This is a genomic window from Spongiibacter marinus (assembly GCF_016906995.1).
GTDB lineage: Bacteria > Pseudomonadota > Gammaproteobacteria > Pseudomonadales > Spongiibacteraceae > Spongiibacter > Spongiibacter marinus.
Map to the genome: position 1 here is coordinate 374,823 of NZ_JAFBBD010000004.1, position 18,051 is coordinate 392,873.

The 18,051-nt window shown below is 55.7% G+C and carries 14 protein-coding genes; 3 read left to right on the plus strand and 11 right to left on the minus strand.

Going from position 1 to position 18,051, the window contains the following annotated elements; genetic code table 11:
- Window positions 1–46 precede the first annotated feature (46 nt).
- The 5 genes from olsF to plsB all read right to left on the minus strand — a co-directional run bounded on the left by olsF (window position 47) and on the right by plsB (window position 7,665).
- Window positions 47–1,753 carry a bifunctional ornithine lipid synthase OlsF gene (gene olsF / locus HNR64_RS08325; RefSeq protein ID WP_204996028.1) on the minus strand — a complete coding sequence of 569 codons (1,707 nt, stop codon included), beginning with the start codon at window positions 1,751–1,753 and terminating at the stop codon, window positions 47–49.
- A 17-nt stretch (window positions 1,754–1,770) separates the two neighbouring features.
- The gene (locus tag HNR64_RS08330) at window positions 1,771–2,580 is read right to left on the minus strand and encodes a metallophosphoesterase (RefSeq protein ID WP_204996029.1); all 810 of its coding nucleotides are present in this window, start codon (window positions 2,578–2,580) and stop codon (window positions 1,771–1,773) included.
- Window positions 2,581–2,679: 99 nt separating this feature from the next.
- Window positions 2,680–3,099 carry a response regulator gene (locus tag HNR64_RS08335; protein WP_027873511.1) on the minus strand — a complete coding sequence of 140 codons (420 nt, stop codon included), beginning with the start codon at window positions 3,097–3,099 and terminating at the stop codon, window positions 2,680–2,682.
- Window positions 3,086–5,071, minus strand: a complete 1,986-nt coding sequence (locus tag HNR64_RS08340; RefSeq protein ID WP_204996030.1) for an ATP-binding protein — start codon at window positions 5,069–5,071, stop codon at window positions 3,086–3,088. Before HNR64_RS08340 ends, HNR64_RS08335 begins: the two co-directional genes overlap by 14 nt.
- Before the next feature lie 98 nt (window positions 5,072–5,169).
- A complete protein-coding gene (plsB, locus tag HNR64_RS08345) occupies window positions 5,170–7,665 on the minus strand; it encodes a glycerol-3-phosphate 1-O-acyltransferase PlsB (RefSeq protein ID WP_204996031.1) in 2,496 nt (831 codons plus the stop codon).
- Between the two features lie 222 nt (window positions 7,666–7,887).
- Between plsB and HNR64_RS08350 the strand changes: the two genes are divergently transcribed.
- Window positions 7,888–9,387, plus strand: a complete 1,500-nt coding sequence (locus HNR64_RS08350; RefSeq protein ID WP_204996032.1) for a protein adenylyltransferase SelO — start codon at window positions 7,888–7,890, stop codon at window positions 9,385–9,387.
- A 68-nt stretch (window positions 9,388–9,455) separates the two neighbouring features.
- On the opposite strand, the gene HNR64_RS08355 is transcribed toward HNR64_RS08350, so the two are convergent.
- The gene (locus HNR64_RS08355; RefSeq protein WP_204996033.1) at window positions 9,456–10,613 is read right to left on the minus strand and encodes an alkane 1-monooxygenase; all 1,158 of its coding nucleotides are present in this window, start codon (window positions 10,611–10,613) and stop codon (window positions 9,456–9,458) included.
- Window positions 10,614–10,734: 121 nt separating this feature from the next.
- Between HNR64_RS08355 and HNR64_RS08360 the strand changes: the two genes are divergently transcribed.
- Together HNR64_RS08360 and HNR64_RS08365 are read left to right on the plus strand one after the other, a co-directional pair.
- Window positions 10,735–11,316: a TetR/AcrR family transcriptional regulator gene (locus tag HNR64_RS08360; RefSeq protein ID WP_204996034.1), complete on the plus strand. Its 582-nt coding sequence runs from the start codon at window positions 10,735–10,737 to the stop codon at window positions 11,314–11,316.
- Window positions 11,317–11,444: 128 nt separating this feature from the next.
- Complete coding sequence (locus HNR64_RS08365; RefSeq protein WP_204996035.1) at window positions 11,445–11,693, plus strand: DUF2970 domain-containing protein; 249 nt, start codon at window positions 11,445–11,447, stop codon at window positions 11,691–11,693.
- A gap of 43 nt (window positions 11,694–11,736) precedes the next feature.
- On the opposite strand, the gene HNR64_RS08370 is transcribed toward HNR64_RS08365, so the two are convergent.
- The 5 genes from HNR64_RS08370 to HNR64_RS08390 all read right to left on the minus strand — a co-directional run.
- Entirely contained in the window at window positions 11,737–14,115 is a 2,379-nt protein-coding gene (locus HNR64_RS08370) for an MMPL family transporter (RefSeq protein ID WP_204996036.1), read from the minus strand.
- Window positions 14,108–15,280 carry a WD40/YVTN/BNR-like repeat-containing protein gene (locus HNR64_RS08375; protein WP_204996037.1) on the minus strand — a complete coding sequence of 391 codons (1,173 nt, stop codon included), beginning with the start codon at window positions 15,278–15,280 and terminating at the stop codon, window positions 14,108–14,110. Before HNR64_RS08375 ends, HNR64_RS08370 begins: the two co-directional genes overlap by 8 nt.
- A gap of 9 nt (window positions 15,281–15,289) precedes the next feature.
- Window positions 15,290–16,678: a DUF1329 domain-containing protein gene (locus HNR64_RS08380; RefSeq protein WP_204996038.1), complete on the minus strand. Its 1,389-nt coding sequence runs from the start codon at window positions 16,676–16,678 to the stop codon at window positions 15,290–15,292.
- A gap of 12 nt (window positions 16,679–16,690) precedes the next feature.
- Window positions 16,691–17,884 carry a DUF1302 family protein gene (locus tag HNR64_RS08385; protein WP_204996069.1) on the minus strand — a complete coding sequence of 398 codons (1,194 nt, stop codon included), beginning with the start codon at window positions 17,882–17,884 and terminating at the stop codon, window positions 16,691–16,693.
- On the minus strand, window positions 17,871–18,051 hold a 181-nt coding region (locus HNR64_RS08390), incomplete at its 5' end, for a transposase (protein ID WP_204996039.1). The genes HNR64_RS08385 and HNR64_RS08390, both read right to left, overlap by 14 nt.

Here is an 18,051-nt window from a genome sequence, read left to right on the forward strand (position 1 = left end):
TTTAGCCTGCGCGGTCTTCGCCATTACCTTGCTGTTTTTAACGCGCTCAGTAGCCCAAGTAGCGCTTGCGGCGTGCGGGTTTCATTTTCTCTATATCGACGAGTACCAGGCCATCAATACAGTCGGCAAAATCCGGGTCCACATTAAAATCGGCAAAGCTCACGCCACCCGGCTCACATAGCTCTGTATATTGCTTGTAGAGGGTGGGCACCGAACACCCCTGCTGGGCCAGCGATGCCTTGAGCTGCACAAATTCTTCCTTGTAGTCCTTACCGTAACTCACCGGTGTGTTTAGCTCGCTGCGATACGGCATCTTGGCGCTCGCCCACTGTCGCTCATCGGCGAAGTGGCTGCGATAAAAATGCAATAGTTCATCTTTGGCGGCCTTCGGCAACTCGTCACTCAAACTGACCGGGCCAAACAGGTAGCGCAACTCGGGGTACTTCGCCAAATACTGCCCCACGCCCTGCCAGAGATAATCGAGCGCATTGCGGCCCCAATACTTCGGCTGAACGAAGGAGCGTCCTAGCTCGACACCCCGGGCAAAAATCTCACTGGCGGCGTCCGCGTTGTAGTCAAACAGGGTTTGGCTGTAGAGGGTTTGCTCGTCGGTTAAAGTGGCAACCTGTTTCAACCGATACGCGCCGACCAACTCCAGCTGCTCTTCATCCCACAATACAATGTGATCGTAGTAAGCATCGTAACTATCAACATCGCGTCGGTGCCCAGTACCTTCGCCAACGGCACGAAAACTCACTTCACGAAGGCGGCCGATCTCGCGCATGATGGTGCAATCACCACTGTACTGATAGCGGTATATCTCCATGCCGTCTCGGCTGCTCCCCAGGCGCTCACAGCTTCGTATTGCCTTGCGCAGTTCCTGACGGTCCTCGGGGTGTGCCACCGGTTGCGCGTGAGGCATAAAACACGGCTCGCCCCGGCGTTTGCGCTTTCCCAGTTTGTATAAATGCTTTTTAAATAAATGGACTTTTGCCGGGGTAGTAAGCGGCAGTTGCTGGTATACCGAGGGCTCAACTGCCGCCCCAATGCTCACTCTCACTGTGCGGTTATTCTGCTTGAACATTTCACGGATCAACCACAGTGTAGAAAGCGGTTTGGCAAGCAGAGACAGGGCGTAGAAAAATACCGAGTTGCGAGCGCTAATATGCACCGGCAGAATCGGCGCTTCGGCACGCTCGGCGAACTTTAAAAAACCGTTGCGCCAGCGGCCATCGCGAATGCCGGCGGGGCTAAAACGCGAGACCTCTCCAGCGGGGAAAATGATCACAGCTCCCTCGCCTTCAATATGCTCATGAATCGCTTTGAGATTTTCCTTGCGATTGCGTTTGCCGCTCATATTATCCACGGGCAGTAACATTGAGCGCAGCGGTTTCAGGGCATACAGCAATTCATTGGCAACAACCTTAACATCGCCGCGCACTTCCGATACCAGTTTCAACAGCGCGAGGCCGTCGAGGCTGCCAATGGGGTGATTGGATATGATGACCACCCTGCCTGACACAGGGATACGCTCCTTATCCAGCGCACTAACGGCATAGCCGAAGTCGAAGTAATGCAGCACTTGCTCAACAAAGTCCATGCCCTGTAGATGCGGGTAGTCCTTTTCAAACTGCTTAAACTCCGCCTCGTGAAACAGGTAGCGCAACAAAGTGGTGAGCGTGCGTTTTATATGGGGATTGCCACTGGCAATACGCGGAAATCGCTCATTGATAACGGCATCAACGGAGATCATTATTCAGTACCTCTGGCTTAACTGGCGCGTCGCATTGGCAGCACATCTGCGCTTTTCGGTTCGCCGATCTTGTCGAGTGATTGCTGGGTTTCGGTCCACTGAAGCAGCTCAATCTCGCCGTCATGGCTTTCCGACAGCAAGGTGCAGTTCTCAATCCAGTCGCCGTCATTGCAGTACAGCAGGCCATCAATTTCCTTCAGCGCGGGCTGATGAATGTGGCCGCAGATAACGCCGTCCAGACCGCGCCTCTCCGCTTCCTTAACAGCGGCACGCTCGAAGACATCGATCACTTGGCGAGCATTGGGGATTCGTTGTTTGATATACGTGGCAAGCGACCAATAGTGGCGCCCAAAGCGACGGCGGAAAAAGTTGGCCCAGCGGTTGAGGAACAACAGCAAATCGTAGGCGGCGTCGCCGATAAGGCTCTCCCACTTTCGCAGTTGCATATGCTCATCGAGAATATCACCGTGAAACATCAACAGACGCTTACCCTTCACAGTGGTGTAAACGGCTTCTTTGCGAATTTCGATGGGACCGAAAATATTCCCAACATAGTCCCGGAACGGTTCGTCGTGGTTGCCCGGTATATAGACAACACGTGTGCCAGCATTCGCTTTATGGAACAGCGTGCGGAGCACTTCGTAGTGGCTGGGAGGCCAGTACAGGCTACGTTTCATGGCCCATAAATCGACAACATCACCAACCAAGTAAATCGTTTCACAGTCCACTCGGTTTAAGAAATCGAGCAGGTAATCTGCGCGACAATCTTTGAAGCCCAGGTGAATATCAGATAGCCATATGGTTTTGTAATGTGTCTGCGCTGTCACGCGTCGCGCTCCCGCTATGCATTTGTGGCAATGCTACGGCGCGTAAATGACAGCGTTCGGACAATTTAACGACAAAATTATGACAAACGGGGAGGCAATCTAGTGGGAGCGAACGGCAGATGGGTAGTATTTTTTTAGCACAGCTTCGAGCTTCTCGTCATCGAGCGGCTTCAGAGTAAACTCGGATACCAGGCCTCTCTCTTCAGCTCTAGACCGATCGTCAGGGTTCTGCGACGTCGTCAGCATCACAACGACCACGCCGGCCTTCTGCGTAGAGGGGAGGTTTTCATAAGCCTCCAAGAATTCCCAACCATTCATCACCGGCATATTGATATCGAGCAAAATAAGTTCTGGCTGGGGGTGTTTGTCAACGCCGCTGCGCAGATAATCCAGCGCCTGCGCACCGTCTCGGCACTCCACAACAGTCTCAGCGCAGCCGTAATTGTCGATCACAAGGCGGTGGATGAAATTGGTTGCCTGACAGTCGTCCACCAATAAGATTGTTTTAAGTTTTGCCATGCTGCTCTCCAAACAGAGTAAAACAGAAGCAACTACCACCATCCCTCGCGCTTTCGATCCAGATATTACCGCCATGCTGCTCGACAATTTTCTTGCACTGCGCCAAGCCGATCCCCGTTCCAGGGTAGTCTTCCCGCCCATGCAAACGCTGGAAAATCAGAAACACACGCTCTCGATGGGCCTCGTCAATACCAATGCCGTTATCTTTCACACAAAATTGCCAGCCGCCATCACAGGCCTGGGCGGTAATTTCAACACAGGGAACGACACCGCCCTTAACGTACTTCAAACCGTTGCCAATCAGGTTCTGAAACAGCATGCGTAAACTGGCAGCATGGCCAACAATCGTCGGCAAGCCCCGGAAGCGGACGTTAGCACCGCGCTCGCGAATCTGCACGGCTAAATCGTCACAGACCTCAGCAACCAGTGACTGGCAATTCACTAGCTCCCAGGGAGCGTCTTGCCCCAGCCGGCTGTATTCAAGCAGGCCATTAATCAACAACTCCATCCGCGAGGCTGACTGGTTGATGAAGGCTAAAAATTGCTGCGATTGCTCATCAAAATTTTCGGCATTTTTTTGCTCAAACAAGCCGACAAAACTCTTAATCGTACGCAGTGGTTCCTGCAAGTCATGAGACGCAATGTAGGCAAACTGTTCCAGCTCTTTATTTGCTCTGGCCACTCGTCCCAGGTTCTGTTCAAGCTCCGTTTGCACCGCTCTACGCTGAACAACTTCGTTTTCAAGAGCGCGCTGCTGGGTTGTGAGTTCGTCGAGCAGTGCGCTGAACTCGCGGGCCAGGGGCCCGACATCTGCATAGGCATCCACCGGCAAATCTTCAGCGCGCGTCGCCCTGCCTTTTTGCTGAATAACCGTGCGCATATGCTGAAGTGGCGCAACAATTTTCTGCGCGAGGATCGTGGCCAATGCAAGAAACACCAGCAAGGTGGTAACCACAAACACACTTTGTTTCTTTAGCAGCTCGCGACTAACGACCATGGCATCCCGGTAGGGCAAGCTCACAACAACGGCTAGCTGCTGTCCCGTACTACCCAATTGATAGCCCAGTTTTTTGAGTGCAAAAAGGCGGCGCTGGTCGCCTACATTTGTTTGCGTTTGCCAACCTTGACGATTTGCATCGGCGAGAAACTGGTCCGCCTCAGGTAAATCATCGACAAGGGTGCTGCGCTCGCCGTATTCAAAGCGGAAGGTTTTACTGCGATCTGGGTGAAGTAAATAGTCGCCGCCGCTCCGAACAATATAGTGGGCTAACTCGTCCTGGGCCGCCTCGCCGATACGCGAAAACATTTCTTCCAGGCGGTGATTCACAACAATCACGCCACGGCGCTGCCCCTGGCTATCGTAGACCGGCGTCACCGCACGAATAACGGCATGGGGCGGTTGCATTATTTGGTGGTTTTCACGGTTTAAGCCGATGTCAGACAACCAAACGACATCCTCTGGCAAGGCCAGGCCTGCCTGGACATAATCCCGGTGAGCCTTATTCTGCAAGTCGGCGTCTGCGACAATTCTGACCTGTCCACCGCTGCCATAGCGATCCACGCGCACCACTTCTTGGCCGCTGGCGTCTATAAGCCGAATCTGCACGCTCATGGGTTTGGCGGCCAACATTTGCAAAAATGCTTGTTGAAGATGATCGCGCCAGTGCGCCGAGGCCGCCGATTTTGCGTCGACAGCCCGGCTTTCCAGCAAGCCTGCAACAGCGGGAGCATGGCGCAGAAAAGCGACATCGCGAAGCAATTCGCCGATATAGGCATCAAATTGCAAGCTCAACCGCTCCGCCTCTGCACTCAACTGCTGCTGTCGCCGGTCGAGCAGCTGCTGTTCAAGAGTGGAAACGGTACTGAAAATCACCACCGCATTGCTGAGCACAACTGCGGCAAGCAATACCAGCAGGACGCGCCGAGCAATAGAGCTACCTTTGACGAGATTTAGGAATCGCTGCTTTTTCATCGAGCCTCTGAAAGCCGGCATGCAGAATCGCCCCCTCTCCCTGGAAGCCGTCGATACATACTAGTCTAGTCACCGTGGCCGCGACTTGGTATTAACCCCTACTCACCCTCGGCAGCACTGGGCATAGTGGGGCGCCGAATAAGCTGCAACATACTCTGCTGTACATCCGGCCCAAGGAGACTCACCCAACGCTGACTAAATACCGCCAGCCGCGGATTGCACCAAATACGCGGCTCTCCATCCTCTTCATCCTGCGCCAGTAACTCTTGCGAAATCAGGGTATCCAGGTAAACCCTGAACAGGTTTTTATCAAAGTACTCCGGCGCCTCCCGACCACTGACAATTGCCAGGCGTTGCGCCATGTCGATAATGGTCTTCTCGATATCGCTGCGCGGCGACGGCGTCTCACCTGGGGCGTGCACCAGGAGCAAACTGGTCATGGTATAGCGCTCAAAGGTTTCCCGCAGAATCCGCCCCAGTCCGGTCAGTACGGCATAGGCTTCTGTGCCCACTTCAGGCCGCGATAACACGCCTTCACCACAGCGCTCTAACAAGCCAAGCGCAACGAGATTATCGATATGAGACTCAACGAGCGCCTCGCCCTCCTGCTCGTCAACGCGCAAAAATAACTCGCGCTTGAGGAAGGGCAGGAGTTGCGCGCAAGACTCTTTCAATTCGGCCTCATTCACGCGCTCACTGTGGCGGAAAAAGCGCGCGATCAAACTCGGTGTGGCCAAAACGTGCATGACCGAGTTGCGGTAGTAGGTCAGCATCACCGCCTCTTTGCCGGTAGCGGTGATAATTGGCCCCCAACTGTGATCTATGCGCGACAGACCCGCCGTGCGCGCCGCCGCATCGAGGATTTCTCGGGCACTCCCCTCCGGCAGGATCACATCATCGCTGTAGGGCAGGCGCTGCAACAGCGCGATAAAATGGTCGATCTGCGCCAACAGCTCATCCTCAGCCATCGCACGCTGCGGACTGGACAGCAGGATCATGGCCACCAAGCCTATCGGATTAATCACTGCCGCGGCATTGATACGCTCCATATTCTCCTGGGCGATGTGGTCGACAACACCGGGTATAAAGCTCTTATCACCGGCCTGCAGCTTACTGCGCCACTCCGGCTCAACCCGGCTCAAACATTCATCCAGACTAATCGGCTCACCGAAGGAGACATGAGGGCTGCCATACGATGACTTGAAAATTCGCGTGGCCTTCAACAAGCCACCGGCAGATTCACTCTGCTTGGCTGCGCCGCGCAATTCCTTCACATAGGACGCGCCCTCCACCAGTTTGTCATAGCCGACATACACCGGAACCAGGGCAGCCTTGCGCGCAGGTTGCGCCAAAAAGCTCTCCACCGTCATGCGCAACATGCCTTTCTTCGGCGGCAATAATCGCCCGGTTCGCGAGCGGCCGCCTTCGGGAAAGAATTCCACCGGGTAGCCGCGCCCGAGAATAACATCGAGATAGTTGCGGAAAACGGCTGTATATAGCTGCTGGCCCGCAAAACTACGGCGGATATAAAAGGCGCCGCCGCGACGCAGCAAACCACCCACTGGCCAAAAATTAAGGTTTACCCCCGCCGCAATATGGGGCGGCACCAAACCCTGGGTATACAGGCCGTAAGAAATGAGCAGGTAATCCAAATGGCTGCGGTGACTGGGCATGTAAATTAGCTGGCGGTCGTTGGCGGCGCGATTAAGGCGGTCAACATGGTGCAGGCGGATGCCACTGAAGATCTTGCGAAATACCCAGCTCAGAATCAGGTCCAACACCCGCAGCATTCGAGAGTCGAAATTCGCAGCGACCTCGTCTGCCATTTTTCGCGCTTGTTTTGTCACCTGCGCATCAGTTAGCTGCTTTTCCTGCTGGTGCTGGGCCATCGCCGCTTTAACTTCAGGGCGGCGCAATACCAGGCGAATAATCGCCGGGCGCGATAGCAGGCTTGGGCCAAGTGCAGCCGTTTTTCGGCGGCTATAGTAGAAACTCAGGGTGCGAGCCAGCAGCTCCGCCGCCGACGCCGGCTCTTGGGTGCGGGCAACCAGTGTCTGAAAGTTAATGGGCATGGCGAAGTGCAAAATCACATTCTTGCGCTGCGCTATGATCACCATTAGCTTGCGAAAGGCCCCGCCGCGTTCACCATCGCCGAGCAGCAGTTTCAGAAATGATGTTTCACTGCCGGGGTCACGTCCCCAAAACATCGACACCGGTACAATTTGCATTTCCTTGGCCAGGGCACTGGCCGTGTCATCACCGAGGCGCGCGATAAGCGCCGACATGGTCGCCTTACCGCGGTCATTGCCGCGCTCGCCGCGTAACACCGGCAAATACAGACACGCGGCGCGGCTGCTATCGGGCAGCTTACCTGGTGTAGCGCGCAGCAGTGGCAGCCCCTCAGCTTTAAGAATCCGCTCGAGCAAAAACCGGTCAGTCCAGCTGTGCTGGCGCAGTACATAGCACACCGGTCGACCGTCAATGGCCTCGCGCAGCCCCTCGTCTACCTGCACAATATTCGGTCGAACAAGTGCGAACACGGGGGCCGAGACGAATCGACACAGCAAAAAAAACAGTTTGGTAAACCAGGGCATGGGTCTATGGCTTCCTGAAAGCATCGCCAAGCGTCAGTGAGAACTGTGCTCGGTCACTATGATTATCAAATCGAGTTTGAAAAATGGTAATTTTACCGCGTTAATGCGCCGAGGTCGCGCCTCGCTAAAAGAAATCCACGCATTGGCGACCCGAGCGGGCAGTGAACGTCGCGGCCACGTACAATGGTTGCCCGCCAAACGTCAGACGAGAGCCCGAACACCATGCGCCCGATTCCCTTCGATAACAGCTACCAAACTCTGGCGGACAGCCTGTTTCATCGCCAGCAGGCAGAGCCGGTGTCCTCGCCCCAAGCCCTGCTGATTAACACCGAGTTGGCTGAAGCGCTGAATATCGACAGTAAATGGCTGGCCTCGCCGGCAGGAATTGATGTTCTGTCGGGCAATGCGCTGGCCGCTGGCAGCCAGCCCATTGCCTGCGTTTACGCCGGTCATCAGTTTGGCAACTACAATCCGCAACTTGGCGACGGCCGCGCATTGCTGCTCGGTGAAGTCATTGACCGCCAGGGCCAACGCAAAGATATTCAATTGAAGGGGTCCGGGCGCACGCCCTACTCTCGCGGTGGCGACGGCCGCTCACCACTGGGGCCGGTTATTCGCGAATACTTGCTCAGTGAGGCCATGCACTGCTTGGGCGTACCGAGCACGCGGGCCCTGGCTGCGCTGGCTACCGGCGACCCGGTTTTTCGCGAACACGGCCCTCTGCCCGGCGGTATTCTATGCCGAGTTGCCAGCAGCCACTTGCGCGTGGGTACGGTTCAGTTTGTCGCAGCGCAGCAGGATCCCGAACTACTGCAGCAACTAATGGATTACGTTATTGACCGCCACTACCCTGAGTGCAAGCAGAGCGAATCGCCCTATGAGGCGCTGTTTAACGCGATCCTCAATGCCCAGGCAACGCTTATCTCGCGCTGGCAGGCCCTGGGGTTTATCCACGGCGTGATGAACACCGACAATATGTTGCTGTGCGCGGAAACCATTGACTACGGCCCGTGCGCATTTATGGAGGCGTATCACCCCGGCACGGTGTTCAGTTCGATCGACCAACAGGGGCGATATGCCTACGGCAATCAGCCAGCCATCGCCCAATGGAACCTCGTGCAACTTGCCCAAGCCATGCTGACGTTGATGCAGCAGCCGGGCGAGTCGGACCTAAAGCCGGCCGTGCAGCGCGCGCAGGACGCCCTCAACACCTTCCCGGACACCTTCCTCCAGGCGTATCGACAGCGCATGGCCGAAAAACTCGGCTTCTCCCATATCAACGATGACGACGAAGCCCTGTACCGCGATTTCCTAGCACTACTGGAAGAGCATGACTGCGACTTCACCCTGAGTTTCCGCAGCCTGAACGACCGCGCAGCGGTAATGGCCAACTGCGAAAGGGGTGGTGACAGCATCGCTGGGCTTTTCCAATTGCCGAATGCCTTCGCGCCTTGGTTAGAACGCTGGCAACAGCGCTTCAATGCCGACGCCACACCAGCCGAGCAGCGCTACCTCACCATGCAAAAGGCCAACCCGGTATTTATTCCGCGCAACCACTTGGTGGAAAACGCTATAGAGAAGGCCTATGAGGGTGATATGAGCGTGTTCTTTGCCCTGCAAACGCGATTACAAGACCCTTTTGAATACCAGTGCGATGCGGCCGAGTTCGCCGCACCCGCTACCGACGGCAACCGAGTAACGGCAACCTTTTGCGGAACCTAGTGCTGCCCGAGTAACTAGTGCTGCCCGAGTAATTGGGCCCGCGAAGGCGGGCCCGTGCGGAACGGCAATCAAAGGCCGAGTTTTGCCCGAACCTTCGGCGCTACGTTTGCCTGAGATAAGTCGCCGTTGTAGTGCGCCTTCACACGGCGGTCCATCACCCAGCGCCACAGCGGCGGGAAGTACGCCAGCGGCACCATCCCCGCATAACCACTGGGTAACTGGGGAACATCCTCGTAGTGACGCAGGGCCTGATAACTGCGCGTGGGGTTGGCGTGGTGATCAGAATGACGCTGCAATTGATACAGCAGAATGTTCGTCACCAAGTGATTGCTATTCCACGAATGCTCGGGCTGACAGCGCTCGTAGCGCCCAGAGGACAGCTTTTTGCGGCACAAGCCGTAGTGCTCCAGATAATTGATCACTTCGAACAGGGTCATGGAATAGAGGGATTGGGCCGCCATAAATGGCAGTACCGCCCAGCCAAAGACCGCAGCAATAATGGCGTACAGCACCACACTCATCGACCAGGCCTGAAGATTGTGGTTCTGCCAATGCCATACTGGCTTGCCCTGACGCTCAAGTCGCTTCTTCTCCAACGCCCAGGCACTGCGGAGACTGCCTGTCATCGTGCGCGGCAAAAACTGCCAAAAGCTTTCCCCATACCGGGCACTGGCTGGATCTTCTGGCGTTGCCACCCGCACGTGGTGACCGCGGTTGTGCTCAACGCAAAAGTGGCCATAAAAGGTCGGCGCCAACGACAACATGCCCAGGTACTTTTCAACCTTGCTATTTTGGTGACCGAGCTCGTGGGCAGTATTGAACGCTACCCCGCTGACAATGCCGACCGATACCAACAGCCCGCTGATTCCCACCCAGCCCAGCTCGCCGCCGGCCAACACCGACATTGCCCAAAATAAGGTGGCAAATTGCAGGGGGAGGAACGCGTACACACAGTAGCGGTAGTAGCGGTCTTGCGACAACGCCGCAACCACCTCCTCGGGGGGATTGTGCGGATCGTTACCAATTAGGTAGTCCAACGCGGGGATCACGGTATACAGAAACAGGGGCGCAAACCACCACCCCCATTCCGACCCCGTCAGTGCTGCCATGCCCCCACTCATCAGCGGAAATAACGGCACGATCATGCCAAATAGCCACAAATACCGTTTGCCATCGACCCACTTTGCTGCGGACGACGGCGTGTTGATCTCAAGCTCACTAGCCATTTCACCACCTAATCTACTTATTGGATTTATTTACCTACTAATTTGTAGATTATTGGCGAAACAATGCCGTGTCAACATCTGGTAGACTTAATCCTACTATTTTGAAGATTATGGACTCACCATGGCGCGGCCTCGCACACAACCCAACGCTCCCAGTACCCGCAGCAAAATTCTCAATGCCGCGCGCATTGAATTCTCCACCCAGGGTATCGCCGCGCCGCTGGACGCTATCGCCAAGCGCTGCGGCATCCGGCGCCCCTCCCTGCTACACCACTTCCCCTCCAAGCAAGCACTGATTGCCGCGGTTACCGACGATATTTTGGGAAAGGCGCGAGAGCGACTGATTCAGGCAGTTGGCGCCAAAGGCGGCGACTATGCACAGACCATGCAGGCCATTATCCGTGTGCTGAGAGACCTGGAGGCCGAAGAACAGGGGGTAGCCGGTGTGCTGCTGCACGCACTGATGAGCAGTGACACCGACAACCCGGTGTCGGGCAAAATGACCGAGTTTATCGATATTATTTTTGCCACCGTATTAATGGCGGGAAACCCCTCGGGCAAGCCCAAGGTCGAACTGCGCGCCGCTATCGCCCACCTGGTGATGGGCGAGTTGACCCGCGTGGCGCTGGCTAGCAGCGCCGATGCTATTTGGGGAGAAGGCGACGGCGTCGACCAGTTGTTTCGCAGCTATTTCCTTCCATAATAGCGGGCTCGTTGGGCGTCACTGTCGCTATAGTCTTGCGCGGCAATCAGGTAAACTCTCTGACAAGATGAGTTTGCCGCAAACTCAAAGGAAGACCGACACCAACAGAGAACTCCCGAGGTCGCAACATGGACAATGCACAAGAGAAAACGGAACCCGCAGAGAACAACCAAAAACCTTTGAGCTTCTTCGAGGTTTTCAAGCAGGCCATTTCACTAATGTTTGCCCTGCAAAATCGCTCCGGGCAAAAACGCTTAATGGACTTGGCAGAAACCAATCCCATGCCGCTGATCTTCGCCGGCGTGACGGCGATGGCGATTTTCTTCTTGTTCTGCTTTATCAGCTCGCAAATTGTGATCAGCCTGCTGACCTCGTAACCGTCACACAGGGCTGCGCTGCCAGTGCAGACCAGCCCTCTGGTTATGCTTTGCCATCTGCCGCGCTCGTGACTTGCTGATGGGGCTTGGCGCCAAACAGCCACGCTAACGCGGGAAGAACCAGCAAGGCACCCACCATATTCCAGAAGAACATAAAGGTTAGCATTAGCCCCATATCGGCCTGGAATTTAATGGGCGAGTAGATCCACGTCCCTACCCCGACGGCCAGGGTTAAGCCCGTAAAGGCCACCGCGGTACCACTGGTTTTCAGTGCAGAAAAATACGCGCTGCGAAGGTCCTGACCCTCGCGCAAGAAATGCGCTAAAGCGGTATAAATATAGATGCCGTAGTCGACCCCAATTCCCACCCCAAGCGCGATCACAGGCAGTGTTGCGACCTTGACGCCGATGCCCAGCATCGCCATCAATGCCTGACCGAGTAAAGAGGTCAGCATCAGCGGCAGGATGATGCAGGCAGTGATTTTTAGCGAGCGGAAATTGAGCAGGCACAGCACAATCACCACGCCATATACCCAGATCAGCATACGGTTCTGCGCGGTGCGAATCACAATATTCGTTGCCGCCTCAACACCGGCATTGCCAGCCGCTAAGCGGAAGCTTATGTGTTCGCTATTGTACTGCTCGGTAAAGCCCTCTGCGGCAGCAATCACTTGATCAAGGGTGTCCGCCTTGTGATCCTCAAGGAATAGAATCACCGGCACCATCGAACAATCGGTATTCAACAAGTTGCTGGGCACGCGGCTCAGGGAGTTATTCAAAATATATTGATTGCGACTCAACGCATGCCACTGAGGGTTACCCTCGTTCATGCCCATGATCACCAGCTTGGAAATATCAACCAGCGACAACGCCGATTGCACCCCCGGCACATTTTCCATAACCGCTTGAAAATGGTCTATTGCCGCCAGCGACTGGTAGTTGCCACATTGCTGAGGCGGGGTATGCGCCATCACAACAAAGACATCGGTACTGGTCGAGTAATTATCGGTAAGAAAAGCGGTATCGAGATTGTAACGAGAGTGCGGGCGCAGCTCGGGCGCGCCGGGGTCGAGATCGCCAATCTTTTGCTGCTGGGCCAACCACCAGCCGCCTGCGAAAAGCACAGTGCAGGCCGCAACAATCAATTTGGCATTGCGCGGTAGACTCGCCGCCGACAGCTGGTGCCAATGACGATATTCGCTGTTGAGTTTGTCGTCGCGGTAGCGGTGACAGCGTTGACTGATTCCGGTGTAAGACAACACCAACGGGAGTAAGATCAGGTTGGTTAACACCAGCACCGCAATGCCGGTACTGGCGATCAGAGCCAGCTCTTGAATAACCGGAATATCAATTACGCGAAGAGTAAGAAAGCCCACACCATCGCTAAGCAGGGCAATAAAGCCCGGCTTGCTCAACCGAACGAAGGTCAACTTAGCGGCTTCCCGCGTGTCGACGGCGCTGTGGCTTAGGTGTGCAAAGCGGTTGATGATCTGCACCGAGTGGCTGATGCCCACCGCAAAGACCAAAAACGGCACCAGCATCGAATAGGGGTCTAAGCCGAGGCCCATAATGGGCAACAACCCCAGCTGCCAGACCACCGCAACCGTTGAACACAGCAACGCGGCAAACGTGCTCCAATGGCAGCGACTATACAAAAACAGCATCACTGCGGTGATCACAAAGGCAACCGCGAAGAAGGTCCCTACCAGTGAAGCCCCGTCGATCAGGTCCCCCACCAGTTTGGCAAAACCGGTAATGTGGATACGCAGGTCTTCTGTCTGATATTTGTCGCGCACCAACGCTTCAAGGTCAGCCGATAGTTGCTGGTAGTCAAGGCGCTCGCCCGTCTTCGGGTCGCGCTCAACCAGCGGCGCAACAATAATAGTGGAGCGGAAATTGTTGGCCACCAAGCGACCGATCTGGCCCGACTTAAGTGTGTTAGCGCGAAGCTTTTCCAAAGCCTGAGGCGAACCGTCGTAATCGTCTGGAATAACTGCGCCGCCGACAAAGCCCTCTTCGGTCACCTCCAGCCAGCGCACGTTAGGCGTCCACAAAGACTGAAGGCCGGCGCGATCGACGCCGTTTATATAAAAAACCTCGTCGGTGATCTCTTGAAGGGTTTGTTGAAATTCCCGGCTAAATATATCGCCGTTTTTATTCTCAACGATGATGCGCACCGCATTACCGAGCCCGGACAGGTCTTCGCGGTTTTCCAGAAAATTAACAATATAGGGATGAGATACCGGGATCATTTTTTCGAAGCTGGCATCCGGTCGCAACCCCCGCAACTGCCAGCCAAAAAATGCCGTCAGGATCACAAATAGCAGTATTAGCGGCGCTCGGGCGCGCAGTAACAGCGCCCCCAAAAACGGGCGTAAACGGCCATCCTCTTCCGTTAGGGTCAAGCTTTCTTCGCTACTCACTGGCCTCTCCTTGGGGAAGCGCCGCGGCGCCATTCATACCCACTGCAACGACTCTGCCACTGCCGTCGCCGCTCACCGACGAGAAGCTGCTGCGACTGGGGTGTAGCTTTGACGTGAAGGGGGCGCCCTCTGGGCCAAGCAGATAGCCGCCTCCAGCGCCGACCAAAATCACCGTTCCATCGGCCAAGCGCGTACCGCCATACAGACTGAAAGGCGCAGCAGGCAGAGACTGCCAACGCGTGCCGCCATCCACACTTTTAAAAATATGGCCGCGCAAGCCGTAGGCCATTACCTCCTCGCCCCGCGTAACTACGCCGAATAGACTGCCATCATAAAACGGCCCCAGGCGCTGCCATTGGCGACCACCATCCAGCGAGCGATACATCAGTCCCGCCTCGCCGCTAAGGTAAAGGCGGCCACTGCGATCGGCATCGACATCGTAATAGTGATAGCGGTCAGGGTTCTCAATTCCCGCCGCAGCGATCACCCAGTTTTCGCCGCCGTCTTCGGTGCGATAAATCATGCCGTATGCGCCAACGGCGACGCCGTTTTTGGCATCACCAAACCAAATATCAAGAAAGGGGTCCACCGGGCCGGTCTGCAACGCGAGGGCGGCATCCTCCAGCGCGTACTCAGCGTCGTCCAGACGATATTCAAGGTCGTCGCGCTCCGCCTGTTGCGAGTCGTCCAGCTCCTCGATTGTCTCGGCCAGCGAGTCGCGACGTTGCTGAATAAAGTTCAACCACTGCCGGTTGGCCTGGTTACCATCGAACTGCTTGTGCCACGTTTGGCCGCCGTCACCGCTGTGCAGGATGATGCCACCATGGCCCGCCGCCCAACCGTTTTGGGCATCGATAAACGTGACCGAAGTCAGCGTATTGCTGTGAGGCACAACGGCTTGCTGCCACGTATCGCCGCCGGTGTCTGAGTACAGAACAACGCCGCGCTCACCCACCGCGACCAGTCGGCCACCCGCACGGGTGATATCGAGCAGAACACGCTTTCCCGCCTCGGCCACGGTCAACGCGGGAAGCGCCTCAAAGTCGTTGGCATAAGCGCTGCTGCCAGTGACTACACCAGCCAAACTCAAGGCTATGGCAGCGCAAACCTGACGGACGATGCGCGGCCAATGCCGCGCAGTGACTTGTTTATTATTGTTTGTCATAAGCCGGACTTAACGTCGCCCAGCCCGGCGCAAAGCCGCCGGTGTGAAGTCTCTAAATTTACCCTGGTAATTAAAGTCGTACTGGTAGCCCTCTTCCTCATTATCGAGGCCAGTAACCAAATAGCGACCGGAGTTCAGGTCATACAGCGACTCGCACGCCAACCAGGGCACGGCCACTTGATAATGCATCACTTCATGACCTTCTTTTACCTTCCACAACTCGCCGCGACCGTCGTAATGATCTGCGATGGCGATCTGCCAGGTGTCCTCGTCAACAAAGAAGGTACGACGAGCATAAATATGTCGGGAGCCCTCTTTCAATGTGGCCTCAACCACCCACACCCGGTGCAACTCATAGCGCAAATGCTCGGGATTCATATGCCCTTTATTGAGAATATCTTTGTATGCCAGCTTGCCGTCTCTCAGGCGATAGCTGTTGTAGGGGATATATAACTCGCGCTTGCCTTTTAATTCCCAGTTGTAGCGATCCAGGGCGCCATTGAACATATCGAGGTCGTCGGAGGTGCGCAAACCGTCCGAGGCAGTGCCCGGGACATCATAGGCAATGGTCGGTGCCAAGCGCACGCGACGCTGCCCGGCATTGTAGAGCCAGGCGGAACGCGGCTCCTTAATTTGGTCAATATTTTCATGCACCAGCAATACATCGCCCTCTAAGCGCGCTGGCGCCAAAATACGCTGCAAGAACACAAACAGGCGATTGGGATTGGGGTTATCCGCGAAGCGGTTGGCAAACAATACCGACTCCTCGAATAACACTGGCGTAAAGCCGCCACTGGCCTGCACCGGGATCTGGGTATAGCGCCGCGACACACCCAATGGAGTGCGGTAGCGAGTGATATGATTCCAGATCACCTCCTGGCCACTTTGCGGAATAGGGAACGGTACACTGGCCGAGAAATTCACCAAGCCATTCCCGCCCTCGACCATATCGGTTTGGGTAGCCCCGGTTTTAATCCGCTGGTACTCGGTATCCGGCAGGCGAGCGCTACGGTGGCTGGGATAGACATTCATCTTAAAGCTATCGGGGTATCGATTGAGCAATGCCAGTTGCCCCGGCGACAACTTGTCCTTGTGTTGATTGGCATTTGCTGCGGTGATCGCAAACAGTGGCGCTTCCCCGGCATAGGGGTCAACCAACCGTTCACCGGGCTTGTACGCGGCCGGCAATTTTTTTAGGCCGCCCGTCCAAGCCGGAATACTGCCATCGGCATTTGCCGCTCGCTCTGCGCCCATCGGCGTCAGCTGGGCACCGCCTAACTGTGCGGCTTTCTCAGGAGAAACCTTGGCAGAGGCGACGCTCGCCCCCAAGGCCGCAACGACGGTGGTGTAGAACAAGCCGGTCGTGATCGAGCGAATGCTGTGCTTGAAGCTCTGCATAGTAGCCCCCTCTTAAAATGCAACGGAAAAACTCAGCGAGATAAAATCCCTATCCTGCTGATCGTTATAATCGGCACCAAAGTAATTGGTGTATGAAATATCAGCCTGATAGGTGCTCAAGTAATCGGCACTCAGGCCAATACTCAATGCCTGACGGCCTTCAATAAAATTCGGTGGTGGTGAATAACCGCTCACATCGTGAGACCACGCCATATTTGGTGTTAGGTTCACCCCCTTGAAAACATCGGAATAGGTCAGACGCGCTCGCACTCGGTAGCCCCAGGAGAAGTCCTCGACAAATCCGTCGTCGGTGCAGTTTTGCGGCTGTGAATTCGGCTGGACACCCGCTAACAGGCTCAACACAGGGTGCGAGTCACAACTCACCGGAATAATCCCCGGTAGCGGCGGTAATAAGTTGAGGATGGCAGGCGGTAGCGGCAGCCCGCTGTTTATTGGCTCAAAGTCACCGATGCCAAAGGTTGCCGAACGACCATAGTTAATCGCCTCGTTCATCCCCCCTATCCACACCCCACCTACTTCGGCGGCGATCGCCAAGCGGTCTGCGCCCATTACCTGCTCAAAGAAGCGGATAAAGGTCATCTGCGCCTGGGTGTATTCAATATTATCGAAACCATGCACCACGCCGCCGGGACCAGCGGCAGCGCCACGATCAGCAATCCGCGACCATTCGTTAAGCGAACCCAGCGCCAGTGTCTGGCTGATTTCTACGGTATTAATCTGCAAGGGAAGCTCAGGCCGGTAACTGACCTCACCCGACACCGCCCACAGGCCGAGGTTGGTTGCGAAGGTCAGCGCGTAAACTTCGATATCTTCAGGAAACTCGAAAAAGTACTGCGGATTTTCAGGCTGGCCGGTCAGCGGGCTGAAGCTGGTCGCATTAATACCGCTCAATATCGGCGTGCGGCTGTGATAGTTGACGTAATAGGCACCAATTTCCGTGCCGCCCAACCAGTCAAAGAAGTACCGACCCGCAATACCCCACTGCCCGGAATCGCCCGCCTCGTCATCGGCAGCGCGTGGCATAAAGCCCCCGGCAGCGACCTGATCAGCGTCGGGCGCCGCCGTCGACAACGTCAGCTTGTCGCACCCCCCGCCATAGACATCCGCACTACTCCAGTAGGTGCCGCAGCCTTCAAGAACCGTTCGCTTCCATTCGTATTGATAAAAAGGTTCATCGTAAATCAGGGTGGAACGCCGCCCTGATCTTCATGAAGAAATAGTCGTTATCCCGATACCCGTATGCCATTCGCTTGATCGCCTTTATCTTGTTGTTCATTCCCTCCAGCTTGCTGGTACTGAGTGGGTGGATGGCTGAGGCAAGAATACCGGGAAGGTAAGGCTTTAGCTTTCTC

Bases quoted from the DNA above. Each gene is read 5' to 3' on its own strand.
- HNR64_RS08335 (WP_027873511.1), bottom strand. From the start codon at position 3,099: ATGGCAAAACTTAAAACAATCTTATTGGTGGACGACTGTCAGGCAACC.
- HNR64_RS08375 (WP_204996037.1), bottom strand. From the start codon at position 15,280: ATGACAAACAATAATAAACAAGTCACTGCGCGGCATTGGCCGCGCATC.
- HNR64_RS08380 (WP_204996038.1), bottom strand. From the start codon at position 16,678: ATGCAGAGCTTCAAGCACAGCATTCGCTCGATCACGACCGGCTTGTTC.
- HNR64_RS08365 (WP_204996035.1), top strand. From the start codon at position 11,445: ATGGACAATGCACAAGAGAAAACGGAACCCGCAGAGAACAACCAAAAA.
- olsF (WP_204996028.1), bottom strand. From the start codon at position 1,753: ATGATCTCCGTTGATGCCGTTATCAATGAGCGATTTCCGCGTATTGCC.
- HNR64_RS08360 (WP_204996034.1), top strand. From the start codon at position 10,735: ATGGCGCGGCCTCGCACACAACCCAACGCTCCCAGTACCCGCAGCAAA.
- HNR64_RS08340 (WP_204996030.1), bottom strand. From the start codon at position 5,071: ATGAAAAAGCAGCGATTCCTAAATCTCGTCAAAGGTAGCTCTATTGCT.
- HNR64_RS08350 (WP_204996032.1), top strand. From the start codon at position 7,888: ATGCGCCCGATTCCCTTCGATAACAGCTACCAAACTCTGGCGGACAGC.
- HNR64_RS08355 (WP_204996033.1), bottom strand. From the start codon at position 10,613: ATGGCTAGTGAGCTTGAGATCAACACGCCGTCGTCCGCAGCAAAGTGG.
- plsB (WP_204996031.1), bottom strand. From the start codon at position 7,665: ATGCCCTGGTTTACCAAACTGTTTTTTTTGCTGTGTCGATTCGTCTCG.